This window comes from Cryobacterium mannosilyticum (assembly GCF_004402705.1).
Lineage (GTDB): Bacteria > Actinomycetota > Actinomycetes > Actinomycetales > Microbacteriaceae > Cryobacterium > Cryobacterium mannosilyticum.
The window spans coordinates 79,274-102,515 of the sequence record NZ_SOFM01000010.1; the positions used below are offsets into that span (position 1 = coordinate 79,274).

Sequence of the window (23,242 nt, forward strand, 5' to 3'; positions counted from 1 at the left end):
GGTTGCCGCCAGCGACCGGGGCATCGCTCTGCGCCGGGCAATCGACCCCGACGATCCGGCGGCGACGAAGTCGGGCGACACTGGCGCCGATCGCGGCGGCGAAGGCGCTAGAAGAGAGTGTCACCGATGTAACCGCCGGGCGAACACCCCGGCGGGATCGCGAACACGGCGGACCCGATCGGGGTCGTCCACTCGTTGAGCAGGTCGAGTGTGTCGAGGCGCTGCTGGAGGGGAACGAATTGACGGTCCACGTCGGACTGGAACGAGACGAAAAGGAGGCCGGAGTTGGAAACGCCCTCCCCGGCGGGCACCTCGTCGTAGTTGTAGCCGCGCCGGACGATCCGCTCCGCCCTGTTCTCCGACCGGGCACGCCGCAGGTGGGAGTACTCGGGAATGATCGGGAACCCGAGCGGTGTCGTCGCCGTGAAATCCGGTTCGTCTTGTTCCTTCGTGCCGGTCAGCGGCGCCCCCGTGGCCAGTGTCCGACCGAGAGCGGATTCGCGGCCGGCGCGGTCGAGCCTGTCCCATTTGTCGAGGTCCATGCTGATCCGGCGGAGCACGAAGCCCGTGCCTCCGGCCAGCCAGCCCGGGTTGTCGGTGGTCGCCCAGACCAGCCGCTCGAAATCGTCCGTGCCGGGGACCGGGTTCACGGTGCCATCGACCTGGCCGAACAGGTTTCGCATCGTCGTTCCCGGCTTCTCGGAGCCCGATGCTCGCCGGAACCCGGTCTGAACCCAGTGGATCGTGGCAAAGGAACGCAGGTCCTTGAGGAGCATCCGGGTCGAGTGCGCAATCGTGACCGGATCGTCGGCGGCGACCTGGATCAGGAGATCGCCGCCGCTCCACGCCGGGTCGAGCCGGTCGACGCCGAAGGCCGGCAGGGGCCGCAGCCAACCGGGCGCCTCCCCCGCCGCGCGTGACACCAGGCCGGGTCCGAAGCCGAAGGTGATGGTCAGGCGCGCGGGGGTGACCGCGAGTTCGGGCTCGGAGTCGGCCAGTGCGCCCTCGCCCTGGGTGAGGCGGGCCGCGTCCCCGGTCAGGATGCGCATCATCCGGGTGAGCGCAGCGCGGTCGACGGTGTCGCGCAGGTTCAGCGCGACCAGGCTGGCGTGGGCCTGAGGCGGTGTCTCGATGCCTGCCTGGTGGAGGCCGAAGAAGGGCACGGTCTCCGCGCCGTTGAGCGGCACAACAACGGCTGACGACGACGCTCCGGCTTTGCCGGCGAGATCGATGCCGATGGCTCCGGCCGCGCCGATTCCCGCGGCGGCACCGCCCAGGAGGAGGTGCCGTCTGCTGAGTCCCCGAGCCGTCGATGGCTGCTGGCCCGTGGTCATTACTTCTTCGTGTCCATGGTCTTCGCGCCCGAGTACGTCTCGTTGGCGCCGGAGTAGTCCTTGGCAGCCGCGGCGAACCCGTGGGTGGAACCGTCCGAGAGCGTCAGGATGACTGTGATCTCGTCGCCGGCTTTGATCGGTCCCGTCAGCGCCATCAGCATGATGTGATTGCCGCCGGGAGCGAGTTCGAGGGTGCCGCCGGCCGGCACGACGAATCCGTCCTCCTTCTTCCGCATGACCATGTCCCCCGTGTCGTTGGGGACGGTCTCGTGCAACTCGAGCATGCTCGCCGCCGGGGACTCGGCCGATACGACGGTCAGGTCCTCCGTGCCCGAGTTTTCGAGGATGCCGAAGGCGCCGGACATCCCGGTGTCGGCGGCCTTCACCCAGGCATCCGTGACGCTCAGCGTGTCTGAGGCCGCGGTCGGCGTCGGGGTCGCCGGGCCCGCGCCGGTGCCGGCACAGCCGGTGAGGGCGAGGATCAGGACGACGGTGCCGACGGCGAGCCGACCGGTGATTGTGCTGGTCTTCATGGGGAGTTCTCCTTGGTGGCGCGGTGGTGTTGGTGTCGGTTCGGCGGTCCCGCGGTGCGGGCCCGGCGGAGATTCAGGGGTGGCGGCGGCCCGTTCGCCGCCGAACAAGGAACGAGACGAGCGCGAAGAGCGCGATTCCGGTCGAGGCGCCGATGATCCCGACGACGACGGTGGGGATTCCGCCGTCGACAGCGGGCTCCCCGGCCGAGTCGACCACGGCCGGTTTCGCGGTTGCGGTCGTCGGCGCGGTGGGGTCCGTCGGCGCGAGCGCTCCGACCGAGAAGGCGAAGGCCCCGGAAACGGGATGCCCGTCGGCCGAGACGACCCGCCAGCGCACCTGGTAGGCACCGTCAGGGGCTCCAGGCTTGAGCCCCTGGGTGGCCTCGATCCCCTCGAGCCGCACCTTCCCGTCGGTCCAGTCGGTGCCGTGGCCGTCGACGACGAGGACGACTGCACCGATGCTCAGCACGTCCTCAGTGAAACGCAGGGTCACCTCCGTCGGCGCGGCCGTGACCTGCTGCCCGTCAGCGGGAGTCGTCGACCGGATCTGGTCGTGGGCACTCGCGGTCACCGCGGAGTTCACGACGAGGAAGAGTGTGAGGGCGACGGTCGCGAGGGCACCGCCTGCCCAGCGGGATCGTGTGGGGTCGGACATGGTGAGCCTCCGGGGTCAGCGGCGCGAGCAGGCTCGCAACCGGTCATTCGGGTTCGGCGCACCGATTGCGCGGGCCGGCCCGCCGGTTCGACGGGAGGGACGGCTGCGGCGTTGCCGACTGTCGCGGCGGCGCAGGGTGCGGGGTGATCCGAAAAGTGGTCAGAAGGCGATGCGTGTCGCCGGTGGGCCACGGCGGGTGAGGCTTGACCGCAAGAGGTCGAACGGAGTCAGCACGAAGTCATCGGCCGCGACGACGGGGGCCCGCGCGGCGCGTACGGCTACGGGCACGAGGTCGCCGCCCCAGTGGAGCACCACGGCGAGGCCCGATGCTGCGAGATCGACGAGGAACCAGAAGGCCTTCTCGCCCCGGTGAAGGGCGAGGATCGTCAACACCGCGGCGGCGCCGTGGGCGGCCCACATCCACGCGTCGACACCCACGGCCCCTGCGGTGGACATGGCCATGGAGTCGACCGCGGCCACGGCACCGGGTGTCATCGTCACGGGAGCGTGGTGGCCCGACCCGGCCATGACGAGCGACGTTGCGCCGCCGGACCCAAGGCCGAACAGCATATGGAAGACGATCTGGCTGAATGCCACGGAGAACGTCGACCGCAGCACGGAGAGGGTCTTCCCCGCCAACGCGACGCAGGCCATGCCGGAGAACGCCAGGGCGAGCACGAGGCTCATCAGCCCCGGCGCCGCGCCACCGGCCACAAGGTGGGAGAAGGCCGCCACGAACACGGCGAAAGACGCCGTGAGCCAGCCCCGGACGAACCTCCCCCACCGTGACGACATCTGATCTCCCGAACGATGAATCTTCTCCGATTGGAGAATGTCCTGCTCCGACAACCCTAGCGAGTCGAGCTTCCGGAGGCTATCTGCCGGAGGAGTTCGGGAAGAGCGGCCGACAAGTTGTGCAGACTTCACCGTCGGCACCCGCCATCTCGGAACGATCCCGGTCGGCCACGGCGCGGTATTCGCTCGCGAGCCGCTCGAGCAGCGCCCAGACAAGCAAGGCGATCGCGGCGACCGCCACGACCGGCCGAACGAATTCGGCCAGCAGCGGCACCGTCGTGCGCAGGTCGGTCGAGAGATAGAGCGAGATCACACCGAGCACGGGCCAGCGCAGATCGCACATCGTCGCCGCCGCGCCGATCGGGGCGTCGAAATACCCGGCGACGATGAGGCCGACCAGGCCCGACCCCGCGGCGACGACAAGGTAGCCCCACCACGAACCGGGGAACGTGACCGATCCACCGGCGAATCCCACGGTGCCCGCGGCGACCACCAGCGCACCGACCACCAAAGCGGAGACGCCGCCCGCGATCATCCGCCGCCTGGCGGGCCAGGTTCGCAGTTCTGTGAACGCGCCGGGAATGTTCATGCGCTGACTGACTCCCTGTCGGGCTCGGCCGCGGCGAGGCCGCAGGAACTCTCCCGGGTGAGGCGCGCGTGCAACGCCCAACCAAGCAGGACGATGGATGCCCCGGCGAGGTACGGCTGCACCGGCTCGAAGAATTGCAGCGCCCCGCTTGCCCCGAGGGCCAGGAGCACGATCTTGTTGCAGACGGGGCACCCGACCGCGAAGAAGGTGATCATCCAGCCGGCCAGGCCGAGGCGCCCCTCCGAACGACTGGGCGTCGCCCCGTCCGGGTAGGCGACGTAGGTGGCAGACACGAGCCCGGCGAGGATCGCGCTCACGGCGAGCAGCGGCCAGGACCAGGCCGTCGGGGCAACCTCGCGGGCGAAGAACGGCGTGTCGATGAGGTCGGTGGGAATCGCGATCACCAGGTAGGTGCCGACCGCGGCGGCCAGGGCGACCCACCAGCGGCGAGCCGGCCAGCGGCGAAGGGACCCGCCCGCGATCAGGAAGGAACCTGCCAGCCGTGACGCCGGCGACCGTCCCGGGTCGACGGCGGCGGTTCGTATACTCTGCATCGCTGGCCTCATCACAGGGTGGAAGTGAATACCGGAAAAGAATCGATACCCTAAGGGGTATTTTATACCGTACGGGGTATTCTGTTGAGGGTCAACCTCGACCGGGCACCCCTCCCGTCGACACCACATCACCAGCACAGGAGCACCGAATGGGATCGTCACCAGACTCCGCGCCGCACCCTGCGGGCCCCTCGGCATCCCCCCGCGACCAGCCGACCGCTGCCGCCCCCGCACCGACGAAGCCCGACGACCTGCGCAAGACCGTCAACCGGCTCAAGCGCGCCCAGGGACAGTTGGCCGCGGTCATCGCCGCCGTCGAATCCGGAGCGGACTGCCGGGCCGTCGTCACCCAACTCGCGGCGGTGTCCAGCGCAATCGACCGCGCGGGCTTCACGATCATCTCCACCGCGATGAAGGAATGTCTCACCGACACCGGCACAGACACAGGCACGGGCACGGATGGCGCCAGGAAGCCGCTCCGGGTCGAGGAGCTCGAGAAGTTGTTCCTGGCCCTCTCCTAGCCCAGCTGCGTAGGATGCACGGCTAGCCGATCAGCGCCTGCACGGCCACATAGACGGCGACGCCGAGCACTAGGACAGCGAAGCCCCGCTTGAGGACCGTATCGGACAGGCCTCGACCGAGTCGGCCCGCCACCAGGGACGCGGCCATGGCAGATGCGGCGAACGCGCCCGTGACGGCCCAGTCGATCTGGACGTCGCCAAGGTGGGCGGCGAATCCGGCGACGGAGTTGATGAGGATGATGACCAACGAGGTGCCGACCGTCACGCCCATCGGCAGGCCGAGGACCAACGTGAGCGCCGGCACGATGAGGAATCCCCCACCGACGCCGAGCAGTCCGGTCAGAAACCCGACAACGGCACCCGTGGCCAGTGCCCTGGGCAGGCAACTGCGCCAGTGGACGCCTCCACCGGGAAGGGCGCAGGGCCCCCCGGCCGACCTGGTCGGCAGGAGCATCCTCACGCCGGCGATGACCATGATCACGGCGAATGCCCCGAGCAGCACCCGCTGGTCGAGCATCCGGTTCACCATCGTACCCAGGTAGGCGGTGGCCACACCGGCCGCGCCGACGATGATGGCGAGACGCCAGTTCACGCCGCGCCGGAGCCGCGGGAGCACCGCTACGGCAGATGCCGCGCCCACCACGATCAGGGACGTCGGGATGGCCTCCGACAGCGGCAGGCCGACGCCATAGACGAGGGCGGGGACAGCGAGAATCGACCCACCCCCGCCGACCAGGCCCAGCAGCGCCCCGACGATCAGGCCCAGGACGAGGGCAGTGACGATCACGGAAGCTGGGGCAGAACCATCGGGAGGCCCACGGCCGCCCACTCGAGCATGCCTCCCGTCATCGTGTGCGCATCGAATCCTGCCTCGGCCAGGTGGTCCGCGGCGGCGGCGCTTCGACGCCCGCTCCGGCAGACGAGAATGACGGGCCGGGTCGATTCCAGAGCCGCGTGGCTGTCGGGGATGAGCCCCAGCGGGATGTGCCGGGCGCCGGGAATCATCCCGTCGACCAGTTCTTCGGTTTCTCGGACGTCGATGATCTGGGCGTCAGCGAGTCGGGTGGACACCTGCTGGGGAGTGAGTTCCATCATGAATGCCTTTCTAATGAGGGGTGGGTGCGGTATCTCCACCACAGGACCCCGGTGAGCCAGGCCAGCGCACAGACGCCGATCAGGATTGCTCCCAGGGAATTGAGGTCGATGGCCGCGATGAGGCCAGGGGCTCCCCCGCCGACGCCCAGATCGGTGAGCATGGACATCAGGCCCATCCCCCCGACGAAGAAGGCGACGAACACGGACACCCCGGTCACGATGAGGTTGTAGTAGACCTTGCGCAGTGGGTCGGTGGAGGCCCAGCGGTAGACGTGGTTCATCAGGATGCCGTCCGCGCTGTCGAACAACGCCATTCCGGCCATGAAGACGACGGGGAGCACCGTCGCGGCATACCAGGGCAGGTTCGGCGTGAGCACCCCAGCGAAAACGAACAGGCTGATCGATGCGGCCGTGTCGAGGCCGAGGCCGAAGAGCACCCCGACCGGGAACATCTTCCAGGGAGCGTCGACGAGCCGGGACATCGGCCGGAGGATCCTGTTGATCAGGCCGCGGTTGTCCAGGTGGCGGTCCAGGTCGCTTTGCACGAACCGGCCCGTGCGGATGTCGCGGAGCACCTGTCGCAGGCCCTGCAGGGAGGACAGGTTGAGCGCTCCCATCAGGATGAGGAAGAGCCCGGACACCGCGGCGCCCCAGACCCCGGTGATCTGGCGGAGGGCGGACCCGTCATCGGCGAGGCCGTCCGCGAACGCGGTGATGCCGAGGACCAGCAGCACCACGGACGCAAGGACGACCGTGGAGTGGCCGAGGGCGAACCAGAATCCCACGGACACCGGCCGGCGCCCCGCGGCGACCAGCCGGCGGGTGGTGTTGTCGATGGCGACGATGTGGTCGGCGTCGAAGGCGTGCCGGACTCCGAGCAGGTAGGCGCTGACGGCCAGGCCGAGCAGTACCGCGGGGTTGCCGCCGGACCGGGCCAGGTCAGGCAGGACGAGGGCGAACAGTGCCCCCCAGCCGATCAGGTGGAGGGCACCCACGGCCGCACCCATGCCGAGGAGGCTTCGCTTCTCGGCCGGGTGGAATGCCGTTCGGAGCACCGACACGGTGCTAGACGGTTTGCTCGGCCATCGGCAGTCCGGCCGCTTCGGCATCGCCGAAGGACGCGTCGACGTGCACGACGTCCCGGCCTGCGCGCTGCAGGAGGCTCGCGGCGACCCCGGCGCGGTAACCGGACCCGCAGTGGACCCAGATCGTGCCGGCCGGGATGTCATCCATCCGGGAGAGGAGCTCGTGGAGGGGCACGTTCATCGCGCCCAGCAGGTGGGAGTCGCCGAATTCGTCGGTGCGTCGCGTGTCCAGCAGGACGTCGCCGGCGGCGCGGTCGCGCAGCAGTTCTGTCCAGCCCACGCGCGGGTACGAGGCGACCGGGGCATCCGGGGCCAGGGCGTGCGGCTCGGTGCCGATGGCGGCGTCCGGCGAGTCGATGCCGATCCGGGACAGGTCACGGATCGCGTCCTCGACGTCGGCGTGCGCGCCGACGAGGGTGAGCTGCTCGTTCCAGGGCAGCACCCAGCCGAGGTAGGTGGTGAAGTTGGAACCGTTGCCGTATTCAAAGCTCACTGCACCCTGCAGGTGGTTGCTGGAGAATGCGACCCGGTTGCGCAGATCGACGACCCATTCGCCGTCGGCCAGCCTCCGGGCCAGTTCGGCGGCATCCAGCGATTCGGGCACCTGGAGGTTCGCCGGGCCCGGACCCTGGGTGTTGGCCGGGGCCATGTGCGCATAGTACGACGGGTAGGCGGTGAGGTTGGCGATCAGGTCGGCGACGAAGTGCTCCTCGTCGGCGTCGGTCAGGGCGTGGTTGGCCGTGAGCTGCTCGCCGATGGTGGATGAGCCGGCTCCGGTGGCGGGGCCGCTGGAGCAGAACGAGCCGAAACCGTGCGTCGGGAACAGCGCGGCGTCGTGTTCGGCTTCGTGGACGAGCCTGCGCACGGACGCGTACTGGTCGTGGGTGAGCCCGACCGTGTCCGTGGCGGCAACCAGGTCGGTGCGGCCGACAGATCCGAACAGCAGGCTTCCCCCGGAGAACACGGCCTCGGTGGTGCCGTCGCTGACGATATACGAGACGTGGGTGTGCGTGTGCCCGGGGGTGGCGACGACGGTGACGCTGAGGTTGCCGACCTGGATGACCTGGCCGTCCGTGACCGGTTCCCGGTCGAATTTCACCGGGTCGGCGACGTTGACCAGGTACTGTGCGCCGTGCGCCCTGGCGAGCTCGTAACCCCCGGTCACGTAGTCGTTGTGCAGGTGGGTCTCGGCGACGTGCGTGATCACGACCCCGGTCTCGCGGGCGACGGCGTCCACCCGGTCGGTATCACGCTGAGGGTCGATGACCAGCGCGACAGCGCCGTCATGCACCAGGTAGCTGCGGTCTCCCAATTGCGGGGTTTCGATAACGATGACATCCATGGTTCGAAGTCCTCCAGGTCTCAATGCGGATCGGTCCTACCGTTCACAACATACCCCCAGGGGTATCTATTTGCAAGTCGGACACCACCGTCGTCACCCCTGCGCTAATACCCTGCCTGGTATTTGTGGTTATACCCCATAGGGTATATTCTGGTCGCATGGCTACCATTGACATCACCGAAAAGACGTTCGACGAGACCATCACCGACAACAGCATCGTGCTCGTGGATTTCTGGGCCGGCTGGTGCGGCCCGTGCCGCATGTTCGCGCCGACCTTCACCGCTGCGTCGGAGAAGCACCCGGAAATCGTGTTCGCCAAGGTCGACACCGAGGCCGAACAGGGTCTGGCCGCCGCAGCCGGCATCCGTTCCATTCCGACCCTGATGGCGTTCCGCGACAAGGTCCTCGTGTTCTCCCAGCCCGGAGCGCTCAACGCCGCCTCCCTGGACGAGGTGATCGCCGGAGTCCAGAACCTGGACATGGCGGCCGTACACGCCAGCGTCGCCGCCCAGCAAGCCTCCGCCTGACGCGTCGTCCGCCACGCAGTATCGTGAGCCTCCCCGCAGCCCCCAGGATGCGCCGTGATGCCGCGCGCCGCCCGGCTGAGCTGGGACTGAAGCAGAACCTCGCCCAGTTCCTGCTGCTCGTCGCCGTGAACGCGCTCGTCGGCGGCACGCTCGGCCAGGAGCGCACGGTGTTGCCGCTTCTGGCCGATCAGGTCTTCCACCTGGACCGCTACACGAGCGCCCTGACCTACATCATCGCCTTCGGCCTGGCGAAGGCGGGCACCAACTACTTCGCCGGCACCCTCTCCGACCGCTACGGTCGCAGGCCCGTGCTCATCGCCGGCTGGCTGATCGCCATCCCTGTACCTCTGCTGCTGATCTTCGGGCCCTCCTGGGAGTGGATCGTTGCGGCCAACCTCGTGCTCGGGATCAGCCAGGGCCTGACCTGGTCCACCACCGTGATGATGAAGATGGACCTCGTCGGTCCGAAGCGGCGCGGATTGGCGATGGGCTTCAACGAGGCCGCCGGATACCTCGGCGTCGCCGGCACCGCGCTGGCCACCGGATACATCGCCTCCACGTCCGGGCTTCGCCCCGGCCCGTTTCTCCTCGGCGCCGCCTTCATCGCCCTGGGCCTCGGACTATCCGTCGCCTTCGTTCGGGAAACCCACCACCATGCCAGGGCCGAGGCGGCCTCCCACGTCTCGGCGCACGCCGACGCCGGTGCCTCGCTCAGCAACCGCCAGGTGTTCACGCTCACCAGCTTCCGGGACCGGTCCCTGTCCTCGGTGAGCCAGGCCGGCCTGGTCAACAACCTCAACGACGGCCTGGCCTGGGGACTGTTCCCCATCCTCTTCGCGGCGGCCGGCCTCAGCATCGAACGCATCGGCATCCTCGCCGCCGTCTACCCTGCGGTCTGGGGCGCCGGCCAGCTCATCACCGGCGGTCTCTCCGACCGGATCGGCCGCAAATGGCTGATCGTGGGAGGGATGCTCGTCCAGGCCGTCGCGCTGGGCCTGACCGGTGTCGGCCAGGGTTTCGGCATCTGGCTGGCTGCCGCGGTGTTGCTCGGGGCCGGCACCGCCATGGTCTACCCGACCCTGCTGGCGGCCATCGGTGATGTCGCCCACCCCGAATGGCGCGCTCGCTCCGTGGGCATCTACCGACTGTGGCGTGACGGCGGGTTCGCAATCGGCGCCGTGCTCTCCGGGCTGCTCGCCGACGCTTTCGGCATTCCCAGCGCCATCCTGGTCGTGGCGGCCCTCACGGCCGCGTCCGGTGCGGTCGTCGCCGTGCGCATGCGCAGCAACGACTACGTTGAGATCCAGCATCTGGCGACGTGAACGGGCGGGACATGACGTGACCCCTAGCCTGCGGGGGCAGCCGTGACAGGCAGCCGGATGGAGATGATGGTTCCCTCGCCGGGCGCCGACGTCGCCTCGATGGTGCCGCCGTGGCTGCTCACGATCTCACGCACCAGGGCCAAGCCGATCCCTGAGCCGGCGACCTGCTCCGCCGCGCGGCCCCGCCACAGCCGGTCGAAAACGTGCGGGAGTTCATCCGGCGGAATGCCCGGACCGCTGTCAGCGACCCGGAGCACCGCCTGGCCGTGCTCGAGCGTGACCGTCAGTGCTACCCTGTCCCCCGGTCGGCAGTACCGGGCGCTATTGGCCAGCAGGTTGCCGACGGCCTGATGCAGGCGGTCGGCATCCGCCCGCACGAACGCGGGCCCACCCGGGTCGACAGTCAGATTCAGGTCCGCCGCCCGCAGCTGCGGCTCTCGGAGGGCGGATTCGTCACGGGCGATCTGCGCAAGGTCGACGGTGGAAAGGCGCATGGACAGCCCGGCGGTCTCCACCGCCGACAGCTCGGCCAGGTCGGCCACCACCCTCCCCAGACGGAGCGATTGGTCGTGCAGGCCGGCGAGGCCTTCCGGAGTGGGCTGCACCAGTCCATCGCGAAGTTCCTCCAGCCCCGCCTGCAGCGCCGCCAGCGGGGTGCGCAATTCGTGGGCCACGTCGGCCGTCAGATTCCGCCGATCACGATCGGACCGCACCACCGCATCCGCCATCCCATTGAAGGCAACGGCCAGCTCGCCGAGCTCGCCCGGCCCCGGACCGGTTGCACGCGACTCTCGGTCCCCCGCGGTGAAGGAGCGTGCCGCATCGGTCATCCTCCGGATCGGCCGGACGAGCAGCCGAGTCACCAGCCAGCTCGCACCGAGTGCCACGATGAGCGCGACGACCGCGGCCATCGCGATCCACGACCAGGCGACGTCGACCACCCGGGTTCCGGCCATGGCGCCGAAGTTCACCCGGACCGTGCCGACCTGGCCGCCATCGCTGAGGATCGGCGCGGTGACAACGTTCTGGCTCATTCCGGCCCCCTGGCCCATTCCCTGACCGTTGGGGCGTCCGCCGCCGGATCCACTGGTCTGAACCATGTTGCCGTCCAGGTCAAGAACGGAGAGCCGGGCCGGCGCGGCGTCGGCGATCGCGATGGCCCGGCTCAGATCGGCCCGGTCCCAGCCACCGTCCCTCCGGTAGGCGTCGGCGGCGGCTGCTGCGGCTGCTGCTGCGATCTGCTCACGGTCGGCCTGCTCGGCCACCTGCACTCCCCGATCCACACCGATCACGGCCGCCCCGGTGAGCACGAGCACCGATGAGACGGCGACGAGGACGAAGGCGAGCAGGAGCCGCCGCCCGAGCGGCCCCAGTCCCAGGCCAACGGGGGTCACGGTGTCTCGTCCTGGCGAAGCCCGAGCCGGTAGCCGACGCCGAGCACGGTCTCCACCACGTCGGCTCCCGAGGCGCCGAGCTTGCGCCGGAGATTCTTGATGTGGGAGTCGATCGTGCGCTCGTAGCCCGCGTACTCGTAGCCGCGCACCCGGTTGACGAGTTCGTACCGCGAGTACACCCGGCCGGGCGCGGCGGCGACCGCGGCCAGGAGCCCCCATTCGGTAGGGGTCAGGTCGAGCAGTGTGCCGTCCAGCCAGGCCTTGTGTGACCCCTCGTCAATGCGAAGGCGGCTGTTCCCGTAGCTGACCGGACCGGCCTCGCCGGGCAGGCCGCTGTAGCGGTGCATCACGGCCTGCACGCGGAGCACCACCTCGGCGGGACTGAAGGGTTTGGTCACGTAGTCGTCCGCACCCAGCTCGAGCCCGTGGATCCGGTCCTCCGTTGTGCTGCGGGCGGTCAGGACGATCACCGGCAGGTTACCCATTCCGTGGATCTCCCGCAGAATGTCCGTGCCGTCGATGTCAGGAAGGCCGAGGTCGAGGATCACCAGGTCGGCCGAGGCAAGCAGGCGCAGCGCCTCCGCGCCCGACGAGGTCGTGAGCACGGAAAACCCCGCCCGTTCCAGGTAGCGGCGGAGCACGTCCCGGATGTCGCGCTCATCCTCGACGACCAGCACAGTTGGCATGACTTCACCCTATCCGTCAGGTCAGGCACGGATGCCGCGGCGCCGGATCTCCACGCGATCTCCACACGCCCGACAGATCCCCTGCACGCGGCGGAGGGATCTTGTAGGGAGAAACAACCCCAAGCCCAAGGAGCACACCATGCGCAAGAGAATCATTGTCACCACGGCGATCGCCAGCGGAGTCGTCATCACCGCCCTCATTGCCACGCCGAGCATTGCGGCCATGAACCGGGGCGGAGACGCCCAGGGACCCGGCCCTGCAGTGACCAGCAGCCAGCCGTACGCCCATTCCGACGACATGCCCGGCCAGGCCGGCAACATGCACCGCGGCATGGGCGACAGCGCCGGTACCGGCATGGGCATGGGCATGGGCGACGGTGTCGCCGACGGCACCGGCCCCACGAACGGTGCCGGCATGCGGGGCGACCACGAAGCCGGCCAGGGAATGGGAACCGGCATCGCCGACGTCGCCAGCGGCACAGTGACGGACGAGCAGAAGGCCACGCTCACCGCGATGGCCGCGGAGGAGAAGCTGGCCCACGACCTGTACATCACTTTCGCCGAGAAGTACGACGCCACGGTCTTCAGCCGGGTGGCGCAGTCGGAGACCAAGCACCTCGAGGTCGTTCGCACGCTCCTCGAGCGCTACGACATCACCGACCCGACCGTCGGACTGGAAGCAGGAAAGTTCCCGACCGATGCCGCCCAGAAGCTCTACGACACGCTCCTCAGCCAGGGCTCGGTCAGCCTGGACGCGGCGAGGGAAGCGGCCCGCACGGTCGAGACGACGGACATCGCCGATCTGACGGCAGCCTCGGAGGGAGTCACGGCTCCTGACGTGCTCGCGGTGTACGCGAACCTGCTCGCCGCCTCGCAGCACCACCTGACCGCATTCGGCGGCTAAACGGGAACACCACCCGTCAGGGGCGTCCACGACCGTGGACGCCCCTGACCCCTGTCCGCGAGGATCGGAGCCGACCGCGCTACGGGGTGGTGACGATGGCGAGGCCGGTCGAGCCGGCCGCTGCCGACATGGCACCGGCATCCGTCACGTGGGCGTAGCCCAATTCTCCCAGCCGGGCGGCGGCCGCCGCCGACCGATTGCCCGACTGGCAATAGACGACGTAGTTGCCGGACGTCGGCAGCGCCCTGATCCGGCTGTCGAAGTCGGGCGACTGCACGTCGATGTTGACGGCGCCATCGAGGTGACCGGCCGCGTACTCCCCCGCGGTGCGCACGTCGATCACGACGGCATCGGCGGGCAGGGCTGCCGGCGCGGCGGACGAACATGCGGTCAGACCGAACAGGGCGGTGAGGACAAGGGCCAGGGTTGTGATCACTGTTTTCATCCTCCCATGCTATACCCCCTAGGGTATCATGGGACCAAAGTCCCAATACCCCCTGAGGTATCAGAGTAGGTTCGAGTCAACAGCACGGTAACTGGGATTGTGGGGTTTGAGATGTCACGAGTCGTCATCCTGGGCGCGGGGGTCTCCGGGCACACCGCGGCGCTGTTCCTCAAGCGACGCCTGGGCAGGGACCACGAGGTCGTCGTGGTGTCGCCCAACTCGCAGTGGAACTGGATCCCCTCGAATATCTGGGTCGGCGTCGGCAAGATGAGCCCCGACAGGGTGGTCTTCCCACTCGCCCCGATCTACCGGCGCAAGAAGATCGATTTCCGTCAGGCCAGGGCCGTCGCCCTGCGCCCGGAAGGTGATGCCGACAATCCCCAGGGCGCCGTCGACGTGGTCTACACCGATCCGAAGCGAGTCGGCCGGACCGAACGCATCCGCTACGACTACCTGATCAACGCCACCGGCCCCAAACTGAATTTCGCGGCGACCCCCGGGCTCGGCCCGGATGCCGGCAACACCGTCTCGGTCTGCACGCCCAGCCATGCCGTCGATGCCGCCGAGCACCTGGCCGCCGTCATCGACAAGCTGAAAGCGGGCGAGCCCCAGACCCTGGTGATCGGGGTGGGCCACGGCACCTGCACTTGCGAGGGTGCAGCCTTCGAGTACGCGTTCAACGTCGAGCACGAGCTCCGTGCCGCGGGGGTCCGGGACCGGGCCGAGGTCATCTACCTGACCAATGAACACGAACTGGGCGACTTCGGCGTGGGCGGAATGACCTTCAGCCAGGCCGGCCGCCGGATCACGAGCGAGGCCTGGATGGAATCGCTCTTCCGCGAGCGGAAGATGAAGGCGATCACCCAGGCCGCAGTGACCGAGATCGAACCCGGGCTGATCCACTACCGGCAAATCGACGGCAGCGCGAACACCCAGCCCTTCGACTTCGCCATGCTCCTGCCGCCGTTCCGGGGCGTCGGCCTCGAGGTGTTCGACCGCGGCGGAGCCGAGATCACCGACACGGTCTTCGCCCCCAACGGCTTCATCCGGGTCGACGCGAACTACGAGGCCAAGCCCTTCGAACAGTGGACGGCAGCGGACTGGCCGAAGACGTACCAGAACCCGAGCTATCGCAACGTGTTCGGAATCGGGATCGCCTTCGCTCCGCCGCACGCGATCTCCCGGCCGTACGCCACTCCCGACGGGATTGCCATCGCGCCGGCTCCCCCGCGCACGGGCATGCCTTCCGGCTCGATGGGGAAGGTCGTCGCGATGACCATCGCCGACATGATCCTCCACGGTGCTGCCGAGCCGACCCATACCGCGTCGATGGGCGAGATGGCGGCCGCCTGCATCGCGTCGACGGGCACCGGGATGCGCTCCGGGACTGCCGCGGCCATGTCGATGTCGCCGATCGTGCCCGACTACTCCCGCTACCCGGATACGGCCGGCCGGGATCCGAAGGAAACGACAGGGGACATCGGCCTGGCGGCGCACTGGGTGAAACGGATGCTGCACACGATGTTCATCTACAAGGCCAAGGCCTATCCGCTCTGGTATCTCATCCCCGAATAGCCCGCACCAGACGACTCGATCCAACGGAGAACAGCATGGACGACACCCAGCGCCGAATCAACGCGGCACCGCTGCCCGAGGCCCGCGAATTGCGGCGCCGGCGCAATCTCATCCTGCAGTTCCTGCGCTTCGTGCGCCTGAACTGGACGATGTACCGACTCGCCAGACACCACCACTAGGAAGCCGGGTCGCACCGGCGCGAAGGCCGTGCCGCCGGGACGGGCCGCTTGCTCAGGAGGCTAGTTGCAGGTGCAACGCTGCTCGGGCGGAACATCGGCCATGACGCTGGCGACGTGTTCGCCGCATCCGGCCCAAGTGATCTTGCCACAACGGTTACAACGGACTGCACTGCACATGGGGCGCTCCTTGATTGTTCCAACGAAGATTCCAGTATACCCCCCAGGGTATCAAGGGGCAAGTGGCAAGAGGGTTCGAAGGTGAATCCGGCACCCAGCGAGCCCCTCTCCTGCCGATGACGACCTAACATTGGTCAAATGGAAATGCAGAAGGCCCCTGTGGTGGCGGCCCGACCGGGAGCCAAACGCGTCTCGTATCGATGGCCGTTGATCAGTGGCGTGGTCACGCTCGTACTCGCTGTGGCCCTCGGCACTCTGATCGCGCTGCGCGAGAACGGGATGCCGCTGTCCATCGACGCCGAGTGGATGACGGAGCTGATCGAGAATCGCGCGCCGGTCTGGGACTTCCTGGCCATCGTGATGGATTCCCTCGGAGGGGGTCTGGTCGCCATCCTGGTCCTGCCCGTCGTGATATCCGCCGCGCTGCTGCTGGCCAGACGCCCCTGGGCGGCCGGCTACTTCCTCACGGCTTCGCTGTTGACCGGCGGCCTCGTGCAACTTCTCAAGACCCTGTTCGGCCGGGCCCGCCCGGAGAACGTCCTGACGAACCTGGATTTCGGTTCATTCCCGTCCGGGCATGTGGCCAATGCGGCGACCATGGCCGTGGTTCTGGCGCTCCTCTTCCCGCGGGTGTGGGTTTGGGTGGCCGGGTCCGTGTACACGGTCCTGATGATGATCAGCCGAACCTACCTGGGCGCGCACTGGCTCACCGACACCGTCGGCGCGCTGTTCCTCGGGATCGGCGTCGCGGTCGTGCTCTGGGCGCCCGTTGCGGCGAGACTCGACGGCGAGCACGCCCTCGCGGGCAGCCGGCCGGCCCGCCTCTCCCCCGTGCTCCGGATGCTGCACGCCAGGCTCATCGTCGAAGCCAGGCTCCTCGAGCCGACCACCCGGCGGCGACTCCAGCTGGTTGCGGCCGGCCTGGCCGGTCTCGGCGCGCTGTGCTTCACGGTCATCCTCCTCTCTGTGCTCGGCCGGAACGGTCTCACCGCCATCGACGCACCCGTGCAGGAGTGGCTGGCGGCCGGCCGTTCCTCAACCCTGACAGCGGTCATGATCGGGCTGGCCATCGTCTTCGGGCCGATCGCGCTGCCGATCATTCTCCTCGTTGTGACGCTCACCTGGGGCATCGTCGCCCGACACGCCTGGCGGCCGCTCGTGCTGGCGACGGGCATGCTGACCGGGGTCGTGCTGGCGCAGATCATCGGGCGCTCGGTCAACCGGCACCGGCCGCCGACCGAGCTCATGCTCTTCGGCCCCGACCCCTCGTTCTCCTTTCCCTCCGGCCATGTCCTCGGCGCGTCGGACTTCGTCCTGCTCACCGCCTATCTCGTGCTCTCGCGCCGGTGGAGCACCCGCGGCGCCGTCGCCGGGTTCGGCTTCGCCGCGGTCTGCATCATTGCCGCTGCCGTCAGCCGGGTCTACCTCGGCTATCACTGGGCAACGGATGCGCTGGCATCCGTCTCGCTGTCCCTGCTGATCCTGGGCTGTGTGATCGCCTTCGACACCTGGCGCGCCTCGCCGGTCGCGGGGACGGCCGACCCGGTGGAGACGGCCGACCCCGTCAGGTGAGCCGGGCGCGCCAGGCCCGGGCGAAGCAGTACACCCCGTAGGCGAGGAGCCCCACTCCGATCACGCCCAGGATGACCCCGCCAAAGGGCAGGGCCGCCAGGCCCTTCAAGGCTCCGTCGAGCCCGGTCGACTTGCTCGGGTCCAGGGTGAACGCCGCCACCAGGATGAGCACCGCCACCACGATCAGCGCAACGCCCTTGGCGATGTAACCGGCGATTCCCAGGGCGATGATCGCCCGGCCGGCGGCGCCGGCGGGCACCGAGAGGTCGGCGGTGAACTTCCTGAGCGCGCCCTTGCGCACGAAGTAGACACCGATTCCCAGCACGACGAGGCCGCCGAGCAGGAGCACGAACACCCCACCCGGAGCCTTCATCAGAGCGGCGCTGGCGTCGCGGGTGCTGGTGGCCGAATCCGTTGTGCCCCCGAAGGCGAAGGTCGCCGCGGTCCCCGCGAGCAGGAGGTAGACGGCGGCCTTGCTGACCTCGACGACCCGATGCGACCATTTGCGCTTCGGGTCGGCACCCTGGATCAGGAAGGCGCTGAGGAGCAGCCAGAGCCCGAGGGCGAACAGCCCCACCACCACGGTCCAGAGCGCGAAGACCCCGCCGGGGCTCGCCGCGAGCTGGCCGAGCGCCCCGGATTGGTCGGCGGTTCCGCCGCCGCCGACCGCAACGGCGATGGCGATGCCGGCGATCAGGATGTGCAGCAGGCCGTTGACGGCGAAGCCGAGGCGGGCCAGCGCCTGCAATGTGGTACTTCGTTTGGCCGCGCGGGCGACCTGGGCTGCGGGATCACTGTTCACGGCCCTAGCTTAGGTCTGCCGGCCCGATTCGTGGCAGGAAATCGGCGGGTGGGCCCGGCAGGCCGAGAGGTCGGCCTGCCGGGCTCGACCATTACTTGAGGATGCGAATGAGCTTCTTGTTGGCGAACTCCGCGATGCCGAAGCGTCCCAGTTCGCGGCCGAACCCGGACCGCTTGACACCGCCGAACGGAAGTTCCGGGCTGTCCAGGAGCGAGCCGTTGATGAAGACCATCCCGGCGTCGATCAGGTCGGCCACGCGCAGGGCCTGCTCGGGGTCCGTGGTGAACAGGTAGGAGCCGAGGCCGTAGGGGATGTCGTTGGCCACCTGCACCGCCTCGGCCTCGTTCTGCACGCGGTAGATCGCGGCAACCGGGCCGAAGAATTCCTCCCGGTAGGCGTCGCTCTCCGGGGAGACATCGGTGAGGACCGTGGGCGAGAAGAAGGCGCCCTTTCGGCTCCCCCGGGCGTGAACGGTCGCGCCCTGGGCCTCGGCGCGCTGGACCTGTTCCTCGAGGCCCTCGGCGGCGCCGAGGGAGGAGAGCGGGCCGAGCGTGGTCTCCGGCGACGTGGGGTCGGCCGGCACGTTGCCGGTGATCTTCGCCGTGAAGCTCTCCACGAAGGCGTCGAACAGGTCGTCGATCACGATGAAGCGCTTCGCGGCGTTGCACGACTGGCCGGAGTTGTCGATGCGCGCCGCGACGGCCGCGTCGACGGCTTCGTCGAGGTTGTCGGTGCTGAGCACGATGAACGGGTCTGAACCGCCCAGCTCGAGCACTACCTTCTTGAGGTTGCGGCCGGCGACCTCGGCGACGGCCGCGCCGGCACCCTCCGAACCGGTCAGGGACACGCCGCAGACTCGGGGATCCGGAATGATGATGTCGGCAATCTGAGCGCTGGACGCGTAGAGGTTGCGGTACGCGCCGGCCGGGAACCCGGCATCCGCGAAGATCTCTTCGATGGCGGCGGCGGATTCGGGGCACTGCGAGGCGTGCTTGAGCAGGATCGTGTTGCCGAGCACCAGGTTCGGGCCGGCGAACCGGGCAACCTGGTAGTACGGGAAGTTCCACGGCATGATGCCGAGGAGCACACCCAGGGAGGCGTTGCGGATGAAGGCCGATCCTTCGCCTCCGAGCAGCTCGATCGGCTCGTCGGCCAGGAACGCCTCGCCGTGGGTGGCGTAGTACGAGTAGATGTCCGCCGAGAAGTCGACCTCGCCGAGGGCCTGCTCGACGGGCTTGCCCATTTCGCGCACGATGAGCTCGGCCAGGTGCTCGCGGCGCTCGGTGTGCAGGTCGGCGACCCGCTGCATGAGGGCCGCGCGCTCGGCGACCGACGTGCCGCGAGAGAACTCACTGTGGGCACGGTCCGCGGCCCCGATGGCGGCGGTCACCTCATCATCGGTGGCGAGGGGAAAACTCGATCCGCTGGCTCCGGTCGCCGGGTTCGTGACTGTGTATTTGCTCATTGTCTCTCCAGGTGTCGTCGTTAACGCCGATCGAAATGCAACCATCCTGCCGGGGCAGGGTCACTCGCGTGTGGTTACAGTCTGCCGTAGTCGCGGCGGGGATGGCCACGGCCCGAAGACCGCCCCCTCGCCTCAGACCGGCGGCTCCGGGTCGTACTGGATTCCCCGGCGCACGGCGCGGGCGCGCTCGAGACCGGCAAGGCGCCGCCGCACCAGGTGCAGCGCCATGTCGATGCCCGCGCTCACGCCGGCGCTGGTGATGACATCACCGTCGTCCACGTACCGGTCCTGCTCTCGCACCCCACGGGCCGACCGCGTCGAGTTCTTCGACGTCGTCGAAGAGGAGGATTCCAATGTTGCGTGTCATGGCACGTTCACCTTTCTTGTGGTTGGGCCCGAGAGTTCGGGTCGGACTGCCGCGGGCCGGAGGAAGCAGAGGGCGACCAGGGCGCCGAGCGCCGCGACCAGGCCGGCGGCGATGAATGCCGCATGGAATCCGGCGGCGAGGGCCGGCACGTCGGCGATCCCGGCCGCGCCGGCCCCGCGGGCACTGAGCGCGGCGGCGGCACTGAATGCCGCGATTCCCACGGCGGCGCCGATCTGAGAGCTGGCATTCGACAGCCCGGATGCCAGGCCCGGCATCGTCGACGGAACCCCGGAAGCGATCACCATCGTTGACGGCGTGAAGCTGAGCGCGACGCCGGCGGCGGCCAGGAGCAGCCCCGGCAACACGTCGAGGCCGTAACCGGCGCCGGGCGGGGTGCGCGAGAGCCAGAGGTGTCCGCAGGCGAGCAGCAGCAGGCCCAGGGTCAGCGTGCGCGCGGCGCCCAGTGAGCGAATGATCCGGGGCAGGAGAAGCAGGGACACCAGGAATCCCGCGATCGATGTGGGCAGCATTGCCATGCCGGCCGTGCCCGGTTCGAGCTCCAGCACCTGCTGGAGGTACAGGGCGCTGAGGAAGAAGGTCGACACCCGCGCCGCGCCGCCGAGGAGACCCACGACGACTCCGGCCGACACCGTTCGTTCGCGGAACAGGGTGAGGGGGATGATCGGGTCGACGGCGTGGCGCTCGATGACGACGAATCCGACGATCAGGCCGATGCCGGCCAGCGCTCCGCCGACGGCCTGAACGGAGAACCAGCCCTGGTCGGCGATCGAGAGGGTCGCATAGATCAGGGCGAGTGCGCCTCCGGTCACGGAGATCGCCCCCCACAGGTCGAAGGAACGCCGAACCCTGGGCCCCGATGGACCGACGACGAGCAGTGGCGCGCAGACGAACGCGAGGAGGGTGACGGGCACGGTGAGGAAGAACACCCATTGCCAGCCGGCAGCCGCGGTGATCAGGCCCCCGATCGAGACGCCGACGGCCCCTCCCGCCGCCGAGGCGGCGCCCCACGCGCCCATGGCCCTGGCCCGCTCGTCACCGGGGAATTGCAGCAGGATGATCGACATGGCGGCCGGGCTGAGCACCGCGGCACCCAGACCCTGCAGCGAGCGGGCGAGAATGAGCACCGCTTCGGTGGGAGCAAACCCGGCCATCAGCGTCGTCGCCGTGAAGAGTGCTGCCCCGGCCATGAACATCCGTCGGTTGCCGAACAAGTCGCAGGCGCGCCCGGACAGCAGCAGGAAGCCGCCGAACGCCAGGAAATAGGAGTTGACCACCCACGCCACGCCCGTCTGGGTGAGGCCCAGGTCGTGCTGGATGGACGGCAGGGCGACGTTGACCACGGCCGTGTCGAGCATGACGACGAACTGGGCGGAAATGAGCGTCACCAGAGCGGCGCGGCGCCTGCGGCTCATGATCGCCGCCCGAGTCGGAGTGGTTCGACCGGGGCGAGGAGAGCGTGAAGCGTGTCGCGGAGCACCCGGGATGCGTCGTTTTCGGCGAGCCGGCCGGCCCTGATCTCGGACCCGGCAACGTGCAGGATCGCGTACAGGCAGGCCGCCTGCAGCCCGACGGTGAGGTCGGTCCGGAAGACCCCCTCGGATCGCCCCGAGACGAGGAGGGGCTGCAGGAGCAGCAGGGGGCGATCGTGGAAGTCGCGGACGCGTTCTGCCGGGACCTCGTATTGTGCGGCCTCGAGGAACCCGGTGGACTGGGCGAATATCCGCCAGGACGATCGGACCAGATCCTCCAGGCACTCCCACGGCGCCCTGGCCAGGTCCAGAGCCGCCAACTGGGCCTCGGTCCGACTGATCGTCCGCTCGAAGACAGCGCCGATGAGTTCCTCCCGTGTGGCGAAGTACTCGTACACCGTACCCCTGGCCACGCCCGCCGCGATGGCGATCTCAGCGACGGTCGCGCGAGGCTTCTCATTCAGGCAGGCCAGGGTCGCGTCCATGATCGCGTTCTTGTTCCGAGTCGAATCAGATCGGGGCATTCTCATACCCCCTAACTTATACACACTTGTTTGAGATATGCGATGCGTTGAGGAAACTTCTGCAATTCGGCGGCAGCGACGGGGCCGACATCTCGACCTGAAAATAAGTCTTGACATCTCAGACACGTGTGTATAGTTTATGAGTAACAAAGTCCAACACTCGTGTACGACTTAGCGGCGAGGGTCTCCCGGCCCCGCCGTCACCGCCACCACTTCGACAAAGGAGAAAGCCCATGCTCAACTTCTCTCGCCGCCCGGCCGAACCGGCTACGGTCTCCACCCCGTCCGTTCCCGACAGCCGTCGCCGGCCGTGGGCACGGAGGCTCCGCATCACCGGGATCGTGGCTGCGGCTGCCGTCGGTTTGACCCTCGTGTCCACGGGCGCGAACCTGGCCCTGGAGGGCGCTGAGCGCTCGAGCATCACGCCCTACGGGGAACGGATCGAGATCAGCGCCGGCTCGCTGAACGTCTACCAGTCCGGAACCGTCGGCCCGGCGATCGTGCTGCTCAGCGGTCTCGGCACCGCGGCGCCCGCGCTGGATTTCGCCCCGCTGATCCGGGCGCTCGGCGACCGCAAGGTCATCGTCGTCGAGGGTTTCGGCTACGGCTACAGCGACATGACCGCCCCCGCCCGCACTGTGGAGAACATCACGACCGAACTCCACGAGGCACTCACCGCGCTCCAAGTCCCCGCACCGTACGTGCTGGCCGGACACTCCATCTCCGGTTTCTACACCCTCGCCTACGCCAACCGTTACCCGAAGGAACTGTCCGCCGTCATCGGGATCGACCCGACCGTGCCCGCCGGCAAGCTGGGCGCGCCTTCGGCCGGCACCTCGACCGGCTCCCAAGGCGGCATCCCCTGGTCCCGGATCCCGTCCGTCACCGGGCTCGTGCGCTGGGTCGACTCGATCGCGCCCAGCCTGGCCGAACCGGCCGGCGACGCCTTCACGGCCAGTGAGCGAGAACGCCTCCGCCTGATGTCGAGCTGGAACTTCTACAACCCCGCCCTCACCGACGAAACGCTGGAGATGGGCAACAACGCCCGGAAACTGCAGGGGCTCCGCTACCCCGACGGCCTGCCCGTGCTCGACTTCCTCGCCCAGGACACGATCGACTCCGACCCCGACTGGCAGAAAGCCCACGAAACGCAGCTCCAGAACGTTCAGCAGCACAAGATCGTCGTGCTCAAGGGCGGGCACTACCTGCACTGGACCCAGTCCACAGTGATCGCGAAGACGATCACCGACTTCCTGGCTCGGAACAACTAGCACGGCACGACGATCTGCCTCGAACCCTTCCCGAACCCA

At 68.7% G+C, this 23,242-nt stretch carries 25 protein-coding genes and 1 pseudogene; 8 read left to right on the forward strand and 18 right to left on the reverse strand.

Going from position 1 to position 23,242, the window contains the following annotated elements; genetic code table 11:
- Positions 1 to 107: 107 nt before the first annotated feature.
- From E3O32_RS04250 to E3O32_RS04275, 6 genes are all read right to left on the reverse strand, one after another.
- The gene (locus E3O32_RS04250; protein WP_134507290.1) at positions 108 to 1,334 is read right to left on the reverse strand and encodes a Dyp-type peroxidase; all 1,227 of its coding nucleotides are present in this window, start codon (positions 1,332 to 1,334) and stop codon (positions 108 to 110) included.
- A complete protein-coding gene (locus E3O32_RS04255; RefSeq protein ID WP_134507291.1) occupies positions 1,334 to 1,867 on the reverse strand; it encodes a copper chaperone PCu(A)C in 534 nt (177 codons plus the stop codon). The genes E3O32_RS04250 and E3O32_RS04255 overlap by 1 nt, the downstream gene beginning before the upstream one ends.
- Before the next feature lie 73 nt (positions 1,868 to 1,940).
- Entirely contained in the window at positions 1,941 to 2,522 is a 582-nt protein-coding gene (locus tag E3O32_RS04260) for a copper resistance CopC family protein (RefSeq protein WP_134507292.1), read from the reverse strand.
- Positions 2,523 to 2,681: 159 nt separating this feature from the next.
- Positions 2,682 to 3,317, reverse strand: a complete 636-nt coding sequence (locus tag E3O32_RS04265) for a hypothetical protein (RefSeq protein ID WP_134507293.1) — start codon at positions 3,315 to 3,317, stop codon at positions 2,682 to 2,684.
- 79 nt (positions 3,318 to 3,396) lie between these two features.
- Positions 3,397 to 3,906: a hypothetical protein gene (locus E3O32_RS04270; RefSeq protein ID WP_134507294.1), complete on the reverse strand. Its 510-nt coding sequence runs from the start codon at positions 3,904 to 3,906 to the stop codon at positions 3,397 to 3,399.
- A complete protein-coding gene (locus E3O32_RS04275; RefSeq protein WP_241974560.1) occupies positions 3,903 to 4,460 on the reverse strand; it encodes a hypothetical protein in 558 nt (185 codons plus the stop codon). Before E3O32_RS04275 ends, E3O32_RS04270 begins: the two co-directional genes overlap by 4 nt.
- A gap of 251 nt (positions 4,461 to 4,711) precedes the next feature.
- Here E3O32_RS04275 and E3O32_RS04280 point away from each other — a divergent pair, with 251 nt between their 5' ends.
- Positions 4,712 to 4,981 (forward strand): metal-sensitive transcriptional regulator, encoded by a 270-nt coding sequence (locus E3O32_RS04280; RefSeq protein WP_241974574.1) that lies wholly within the window; start codon positions 4,712 to 4,714, stop codon positions 4,979 to 4,981.
- A gap of 22 nt (positions 4,982 to 5,003) precedes the next feature.
- Here E3O32_RS04280 and E3O32_RS04285 read toward each other — a convergent pair whose 3' ends face one another.
- Genes E3O32_RS04285 through E3O32_RS04300 form a run of 4 tightly spaced genes read right to left on the reverse strand, consistent with a single transcriptional unit; the run spans position 5,004 to position 8,503 of the window.
- Positions 5,004 to 5,768 carry a sulfite exporter TauE/SafE family protein gene (locus E3O32_RS04285; RefSeq protein ID WP_134507296.1) on the reverse strand — a complete coding sequence of 255 codons (765 nt, stop codon included), beginning with the start codon at positions 5,766 to 5,768 and terminating at the stop codon, positions 5,004 to 5,006.
- The gene (locus E3O32_RS04290) at positions 5,765 to 6,076 is read right to left on the reverse strand and encodes a rhodanese-like domain-containing protein (protein ID WP_134507297.1); all 312 of its coding nucleotides are present in this window, start codon (positions 6,074 to 6,076) and stop codon (positions 5,765 to 5,767) included. Before E3O32_RS04290 ends, E3O32_RS04285 begins: the two co-directional genes overlap by 4 nt.
- The gene (locus E3O32_RS04295; RefSeq protein ID WP_198417520.1) at positions 6,073 to 7,137 is read right to left on the reverse strand and encodes a HoxN/HupN/NixA family nickel/cobalt transporter; all 1,065 of its coding nucleotides are present in this window, start codon (positions 7,135 to 7,137) and stop codon (positions 6,073 to 6,075) included. Before E3O32_RS04295 ends, E3O32_RS04290 begins: the two co-directional genes overlap by 4 nt.
- A gap of 4 nt (positions 7,138 to 7,141) precedes the next feature.
- Positions 7,142 to 8,503, reverse strand: coding sequence for an MBL fold metallo-hydrolase (locus E3O32_RS04300; RefSeq protein WP_134507299.1), 1,362 nt, complete (start codon positions 8,501 to 8,503; stop codon positions 7,142 to 7,144).
- A gap of 158 nt (positions 8,504 to 8,661) precedes the next feature.
- On the opposite strand from E3O32_RS04300, the gene trxA reads away from it, so the two are divergent.
- Together trxA and E3O32_RS04310 are read left to right on the forward strand one after the other, a co-directional pair.
- Positions 8,662 to 9,030, forward strand: a complete 369-nt coding sequence (gene trxA / locus E3O32_RS04305) for a thioredoxin (RefSeq protein WP_134507300.1) — start codon at positions 8,662 to 8,664, stop codon at positions 9,028 to 9,030.
- A 47-nt stretch (positions 9,031 to 9,077) separates the two neighbouring features.
- Entirely contained in the window at positions 9,078 to 10,352 is a 1,275-nt protein-coding gene (locus E3O32_RS04310) for an MFS transporter (RefSeq protein ID WP_134507438.1), read from the forward strand.
- Between the two features lie 23 nt (positions 10,353 to 10,375).
- Here E3O32_RS04310 and E3O32_RS04315 read toward each other — a convergent pair whose 3' ends face one another.
- Positions 10,376 to 11,746, reverse strand: a complete 1,371-nt coding sequence (locus tag E3O32_RS04315) for a sensor histidine kinase (protein WP_134507301.1) — start codon at positions 11,744 to 11,746, stop codon at positions 10,376 to 10,378.
- Positions 11,743 to 12,432 carry a response regulator transcription factor gene (locus tag E3O32_RS04320; RefSeq protein WP_134507302.1) on the reverse strand — a complete coding sequence of 230 codons (690 nt, stop codon included), beginning with the start codon at positions 12,430 to 12,432 and terminating at the stop codon, positions 11,743 to 11,745. Before E3O32_RS04320 ends, E3O32_RS04315 begins: the two co-directional genes overlap by 4 nt.
- 139 nt (positions 12,433 to 12,571) lie before the next feature.
- On the opposite strand from E3O32_RS04320, the gene E3O32_RS04325 reads away from it, so the two are divergent.
- Positions 12,572 to 13,336, forward strand: coding sequence for a ferritin-like domain-containing protein (locus E3O32_RS04325; protein ID WP_198417521.1), 765 nt, complete (start codon positions 12,572 to 12,574; stop codon positions 13,334 to 13,336).
- A 79-nt stretch (positions 13,337 to 13,415) separates the two neighbouring features.
- Here E3O32_RS04325 and E3O32_RS04330 read toward each other — a convergent pair whose 3' ends face one another.
- Entirely contained in the window at positions 13,416 to 13,781 is a 366-nt protein-coding gene (locus tag E3O32_RS04330; protein WP_134507303.1) for a rhodanese-like domain-containing protein, read from the reverse strand.
- A 111-nt stretch (positions 13,782 to 13,892) separates the two neighbouring features.
- Here E3O32_RS04330 and E3O32_RS04335 point away from each other — a divergent pair, with 111 nt between their 5' ends.
- The 3 genes from E3O32_RS04335 to E3O32_RS17535 all read left to right on the forward strand — a co-directional run bounded on the left by E3O32_RS04335 (position 13,893) and on the right by E3O32_RS17535 (position 17,284).
- Positions 13,893 to 15,356, forward strand: coding sequence for an NAD(P)/FAD-dependent oxidoreductase (locus E3O32_RS04335; RefSeq protein ID WP_134507304.1), 1,464 nt, complete (start codon positions 13,893 to 13,895; stop codon positions 15,354 to 15,356).
- A 35-nt stretch (positions 15,357 to 15,391) separates the two neighbouring features.
- Entirely contained in the window at positions 15,392 to 15,535 is a 144-nt protein-coding gene (locus tag E3O32_RS17180) for a hypothetical protein (RefSeq protein ID WP_166790766.1), read from the forward strand.
- 315 nt (positions 15,536 to 15,850) lie between these two features.
- Entirely contained in the window at positions 15,851 to 17,284 is a 1,434-nt protein-coding gene (locus E3O32_RS17535; RefSeq protein ID WP_241974562.1) for a phosphatase PAP2 family protein, read from the forward strand.
- On the opposite strand, the gene E3O32_RS04350 is transcribed toward E3O32_RS17535, so the two are convergent.
- The 5 genes and pseudogenes from E3O32_RS04350 to E3O32_RS04370 all read right to left on the reverse strand — a co-directional run bounded on the left by E3O32_RS04350 (position 17,277) and on the right by E3O32_RS04370 (position 21,932).
- On the reverse strand, positions 17,277 to 18,086 hold the full coding sequence (locus tag E3O32_RS04350) for a DUF1206 domain-containing protein (protein WP_241974564.1): 810 nt from the start codon (positions 18,084 to 18,086) through the stop codon (positions 17,277 to 17,279). The genes E3O32_RS17535 and E3O32_RS04350 overlap by 8 nt on opposite strands.
- A 91-nt stretch (positions 18,087 to 18,177) precedes the next feature.
- Entirely contained in the window at positions 18,178 to 19,551 is a 1,374-nt protein-coding gene (locus tag E3O32_RS04355) for an NAD-dependent succinate-semialdehyde dehydrogenase (RefSeq protein WP_134507305.1), read from the reverse strand.
- 132 nt (positions 19,552 to 19,683) lie between these two features.
- Positions 19,684 to 19,836: pseudogene (locus tag E3O32_RS04360) on the reverse strand (DJ-1/PfpI family protein); the annotation flags it as partial.
- A gap of 78 nt (positions 19,837 to 19,914) precedes the next feature.
- The gene (locus E3O32_RS04365) at positions 19,915 to 21,351 is read right to left on the reverse strand and encodes an MFS transporter (protein WP_134507306.1); all 1,437 of its coding nucleotides are present in this window, start codon (positions 21,349 to 21,351) and stop codon (positions 19,915 to 19,917) included.
- On the reverse strand, positions 21,348 to 21,932 hold the full coding sequence (locus tag E3O32_RS04370; protein ID WP_166790767.1) for a TetR/AcrR family transcriptional regulator: 585 nt from the start codon (positions 21,930 to 21,932) through the stop codon (positions 21,348 to 21,350). Before E3O32_RS04370 ends, E3O32_RS04365 begins: the two co-directional genes overlap by 4 nt.
- Positions 21,933 to 22,165: 233 nt before the next feature.
- Here E3O32_RS04370 and E3O32_RS04375 point away from each other — a divergent pair, with 233 nt between their 5' ends.
- Positions 22,166 to 23,203, forward strand: a complete 1,038-nt coding sequence (locus E3O32_RS04375; RefSeq protein WP_134507308.1) for an alpha/beta fold hydrolase — start codon at positions 22,166 to 22,168, stop codon at positions 23,201 to 23,203.
- Positions 23,204 to 23,242 lie beyond the last annotated feature (39 nt).

Excerpts from the sequence above, each read along its gene's own strand:
- E3O32_RS04310 (WP_134507438.1), top strand. The coding sequence starts at position 9,078 with ATGCGCCGTGATGCCGCGCGCCGCCCGGCTGAGCTGGGACTGAAGCAG.
- E3O32_RS04275 (WP_241974560.1), bottom strand. The coding sequence starts at position 4,460 with ATGCAGAGTATACGAACCGCCGCCGTCGACCCGGGACGGTCGCCGGCG.
- E3O32_RS04255 (WP_134507291.1), bottom strand. The coding sequence starts at position 1,867 with ATGAAGACCAGCACAATCACCGGTCGGCTCGCCGTCGGCACCGTCGTC.
- E3O32_RS04265 (WP_134507293.1), bottom strand. The coding sequence starts at position 3,317 with ATGTCGTCACGGTGGGGGAGGTTCGTCCGGGGCTGGCTCACGGCGTCT.
- E3O32_RS04365 (WP_134507306.1), bottom strand. The coding sequence starts at position 21,351 with ATGAGCCGCAGGCGCCGCGCCGCTCTGGTGACGCTCATTTCCGCCCAG.
- E3O32_RS17180 (WP_166790766.1), top strand. The coding sequence starts at position 15,392 with ATGGACGACACCCAGCGCCGAATCAACGCGGCACCGCTGCCCGAGGCC.
- trxA (WP_134507300.1), top strand. The coding sequence starts at position 8,662 with ATGGCTACCATTGACATCACCGAAAAGACGTTCGACGAGACCATCACC.
- E3O32_RS04375 (WP_134507308.1), top strand. The coding sequence starts at position 22,166 with ATGCTCAACTTCTCTCGCCGCCCGGCCGAACCGGCTACGGTCTCCACC.
- E3O32_RS04260 (WP_134507292.1), bottom strand. The coding sequence starts at position 2,522 with ATGTCCGACCCCACACGATCCCGCTGGGCAGGCGGTGCCCTCGCGACC.
- E3O32_RS04270 (WP_134507294.1), bottom strand. The coding sequence starts at position 3,906 with ATGAACATTCCCGGCGCGTTCACAGAACTGCGAACCTGGCCCGCCAGG.
- E3O32_RS04355 (WP_134507305.1), bottom strand. The coding sequence starts at position 19,551 with ATGAGCAAATACACAGTCACGAACCCGGCGACCGGAGCCAGCGGATCG.
- E3O32_RS04325 (WP_198417521.1), top strand. The coding sequence starts at position 12,572 with ATGCGCAAGAGAATCATTGTCACCACGGCGATCGCCAGCGGAGTCGTC.
- E3O32_RS04300 (WP_134507299.1), bottom strand. The coding sequence starts at position 8,503 with ATGGATGTCATCGTTATCGAAACCCCGCAATTGGGAGACCGCAGCTAC.
- E3O32_RS04320 (WP_134507302.1), bottom strand. The coding sequence starts at position 12,432 with ATGCCAACTGTGCTGGTCGTCGAGGATGAGCGCGACATCCGGGACGTG.
- E3O32_RS04330 (WP_134507303.1), bottom strand. The coding sequence starts at position 13,781 with ATGAAAACAGTGATCACAACCCTGGCCCTTGTCCTCACCGCCCTGTTC.
- E3O32_RS04290 (WP_134507297.1), bottom strand. The coding sequence starts at position 6,076 with ATGATGGAACTCACTCCCCAGCAGGTGTCCACCCGACTCGCTGACGCC.
- E3O32_RS17535 (WP_241974562.1), top strand. The coding sequence starts at position 15,851 with ATGGAAATGCAGAAGGCCCCTGTGGTGGCGGCCCGACCGGGAGCCAAA.
- E3O32_RS04335 (WP_134507304.1), top strand. The coding sequence starts at position 13,893 with ATGTCACGAGTCGTCATCCTGGGCGCGGGGGTCTCCGGGCACACCGCG.
- E3O32_RS04250 (WP_134507290.1), bottom strand. The coding sequence starts at position 1,334 with ATGACCACGGGCCAGCAGCCATCGACGGCTCGGGGACTCAGCAGACGG.
- E3O32_RS04370 (WP_166790767.1), bottom strand. The coding sequence starts at position 21,932 with ATGCCCCGATCTGATTCGACTCGGAACAAGAACGCGATCATGGACGCG.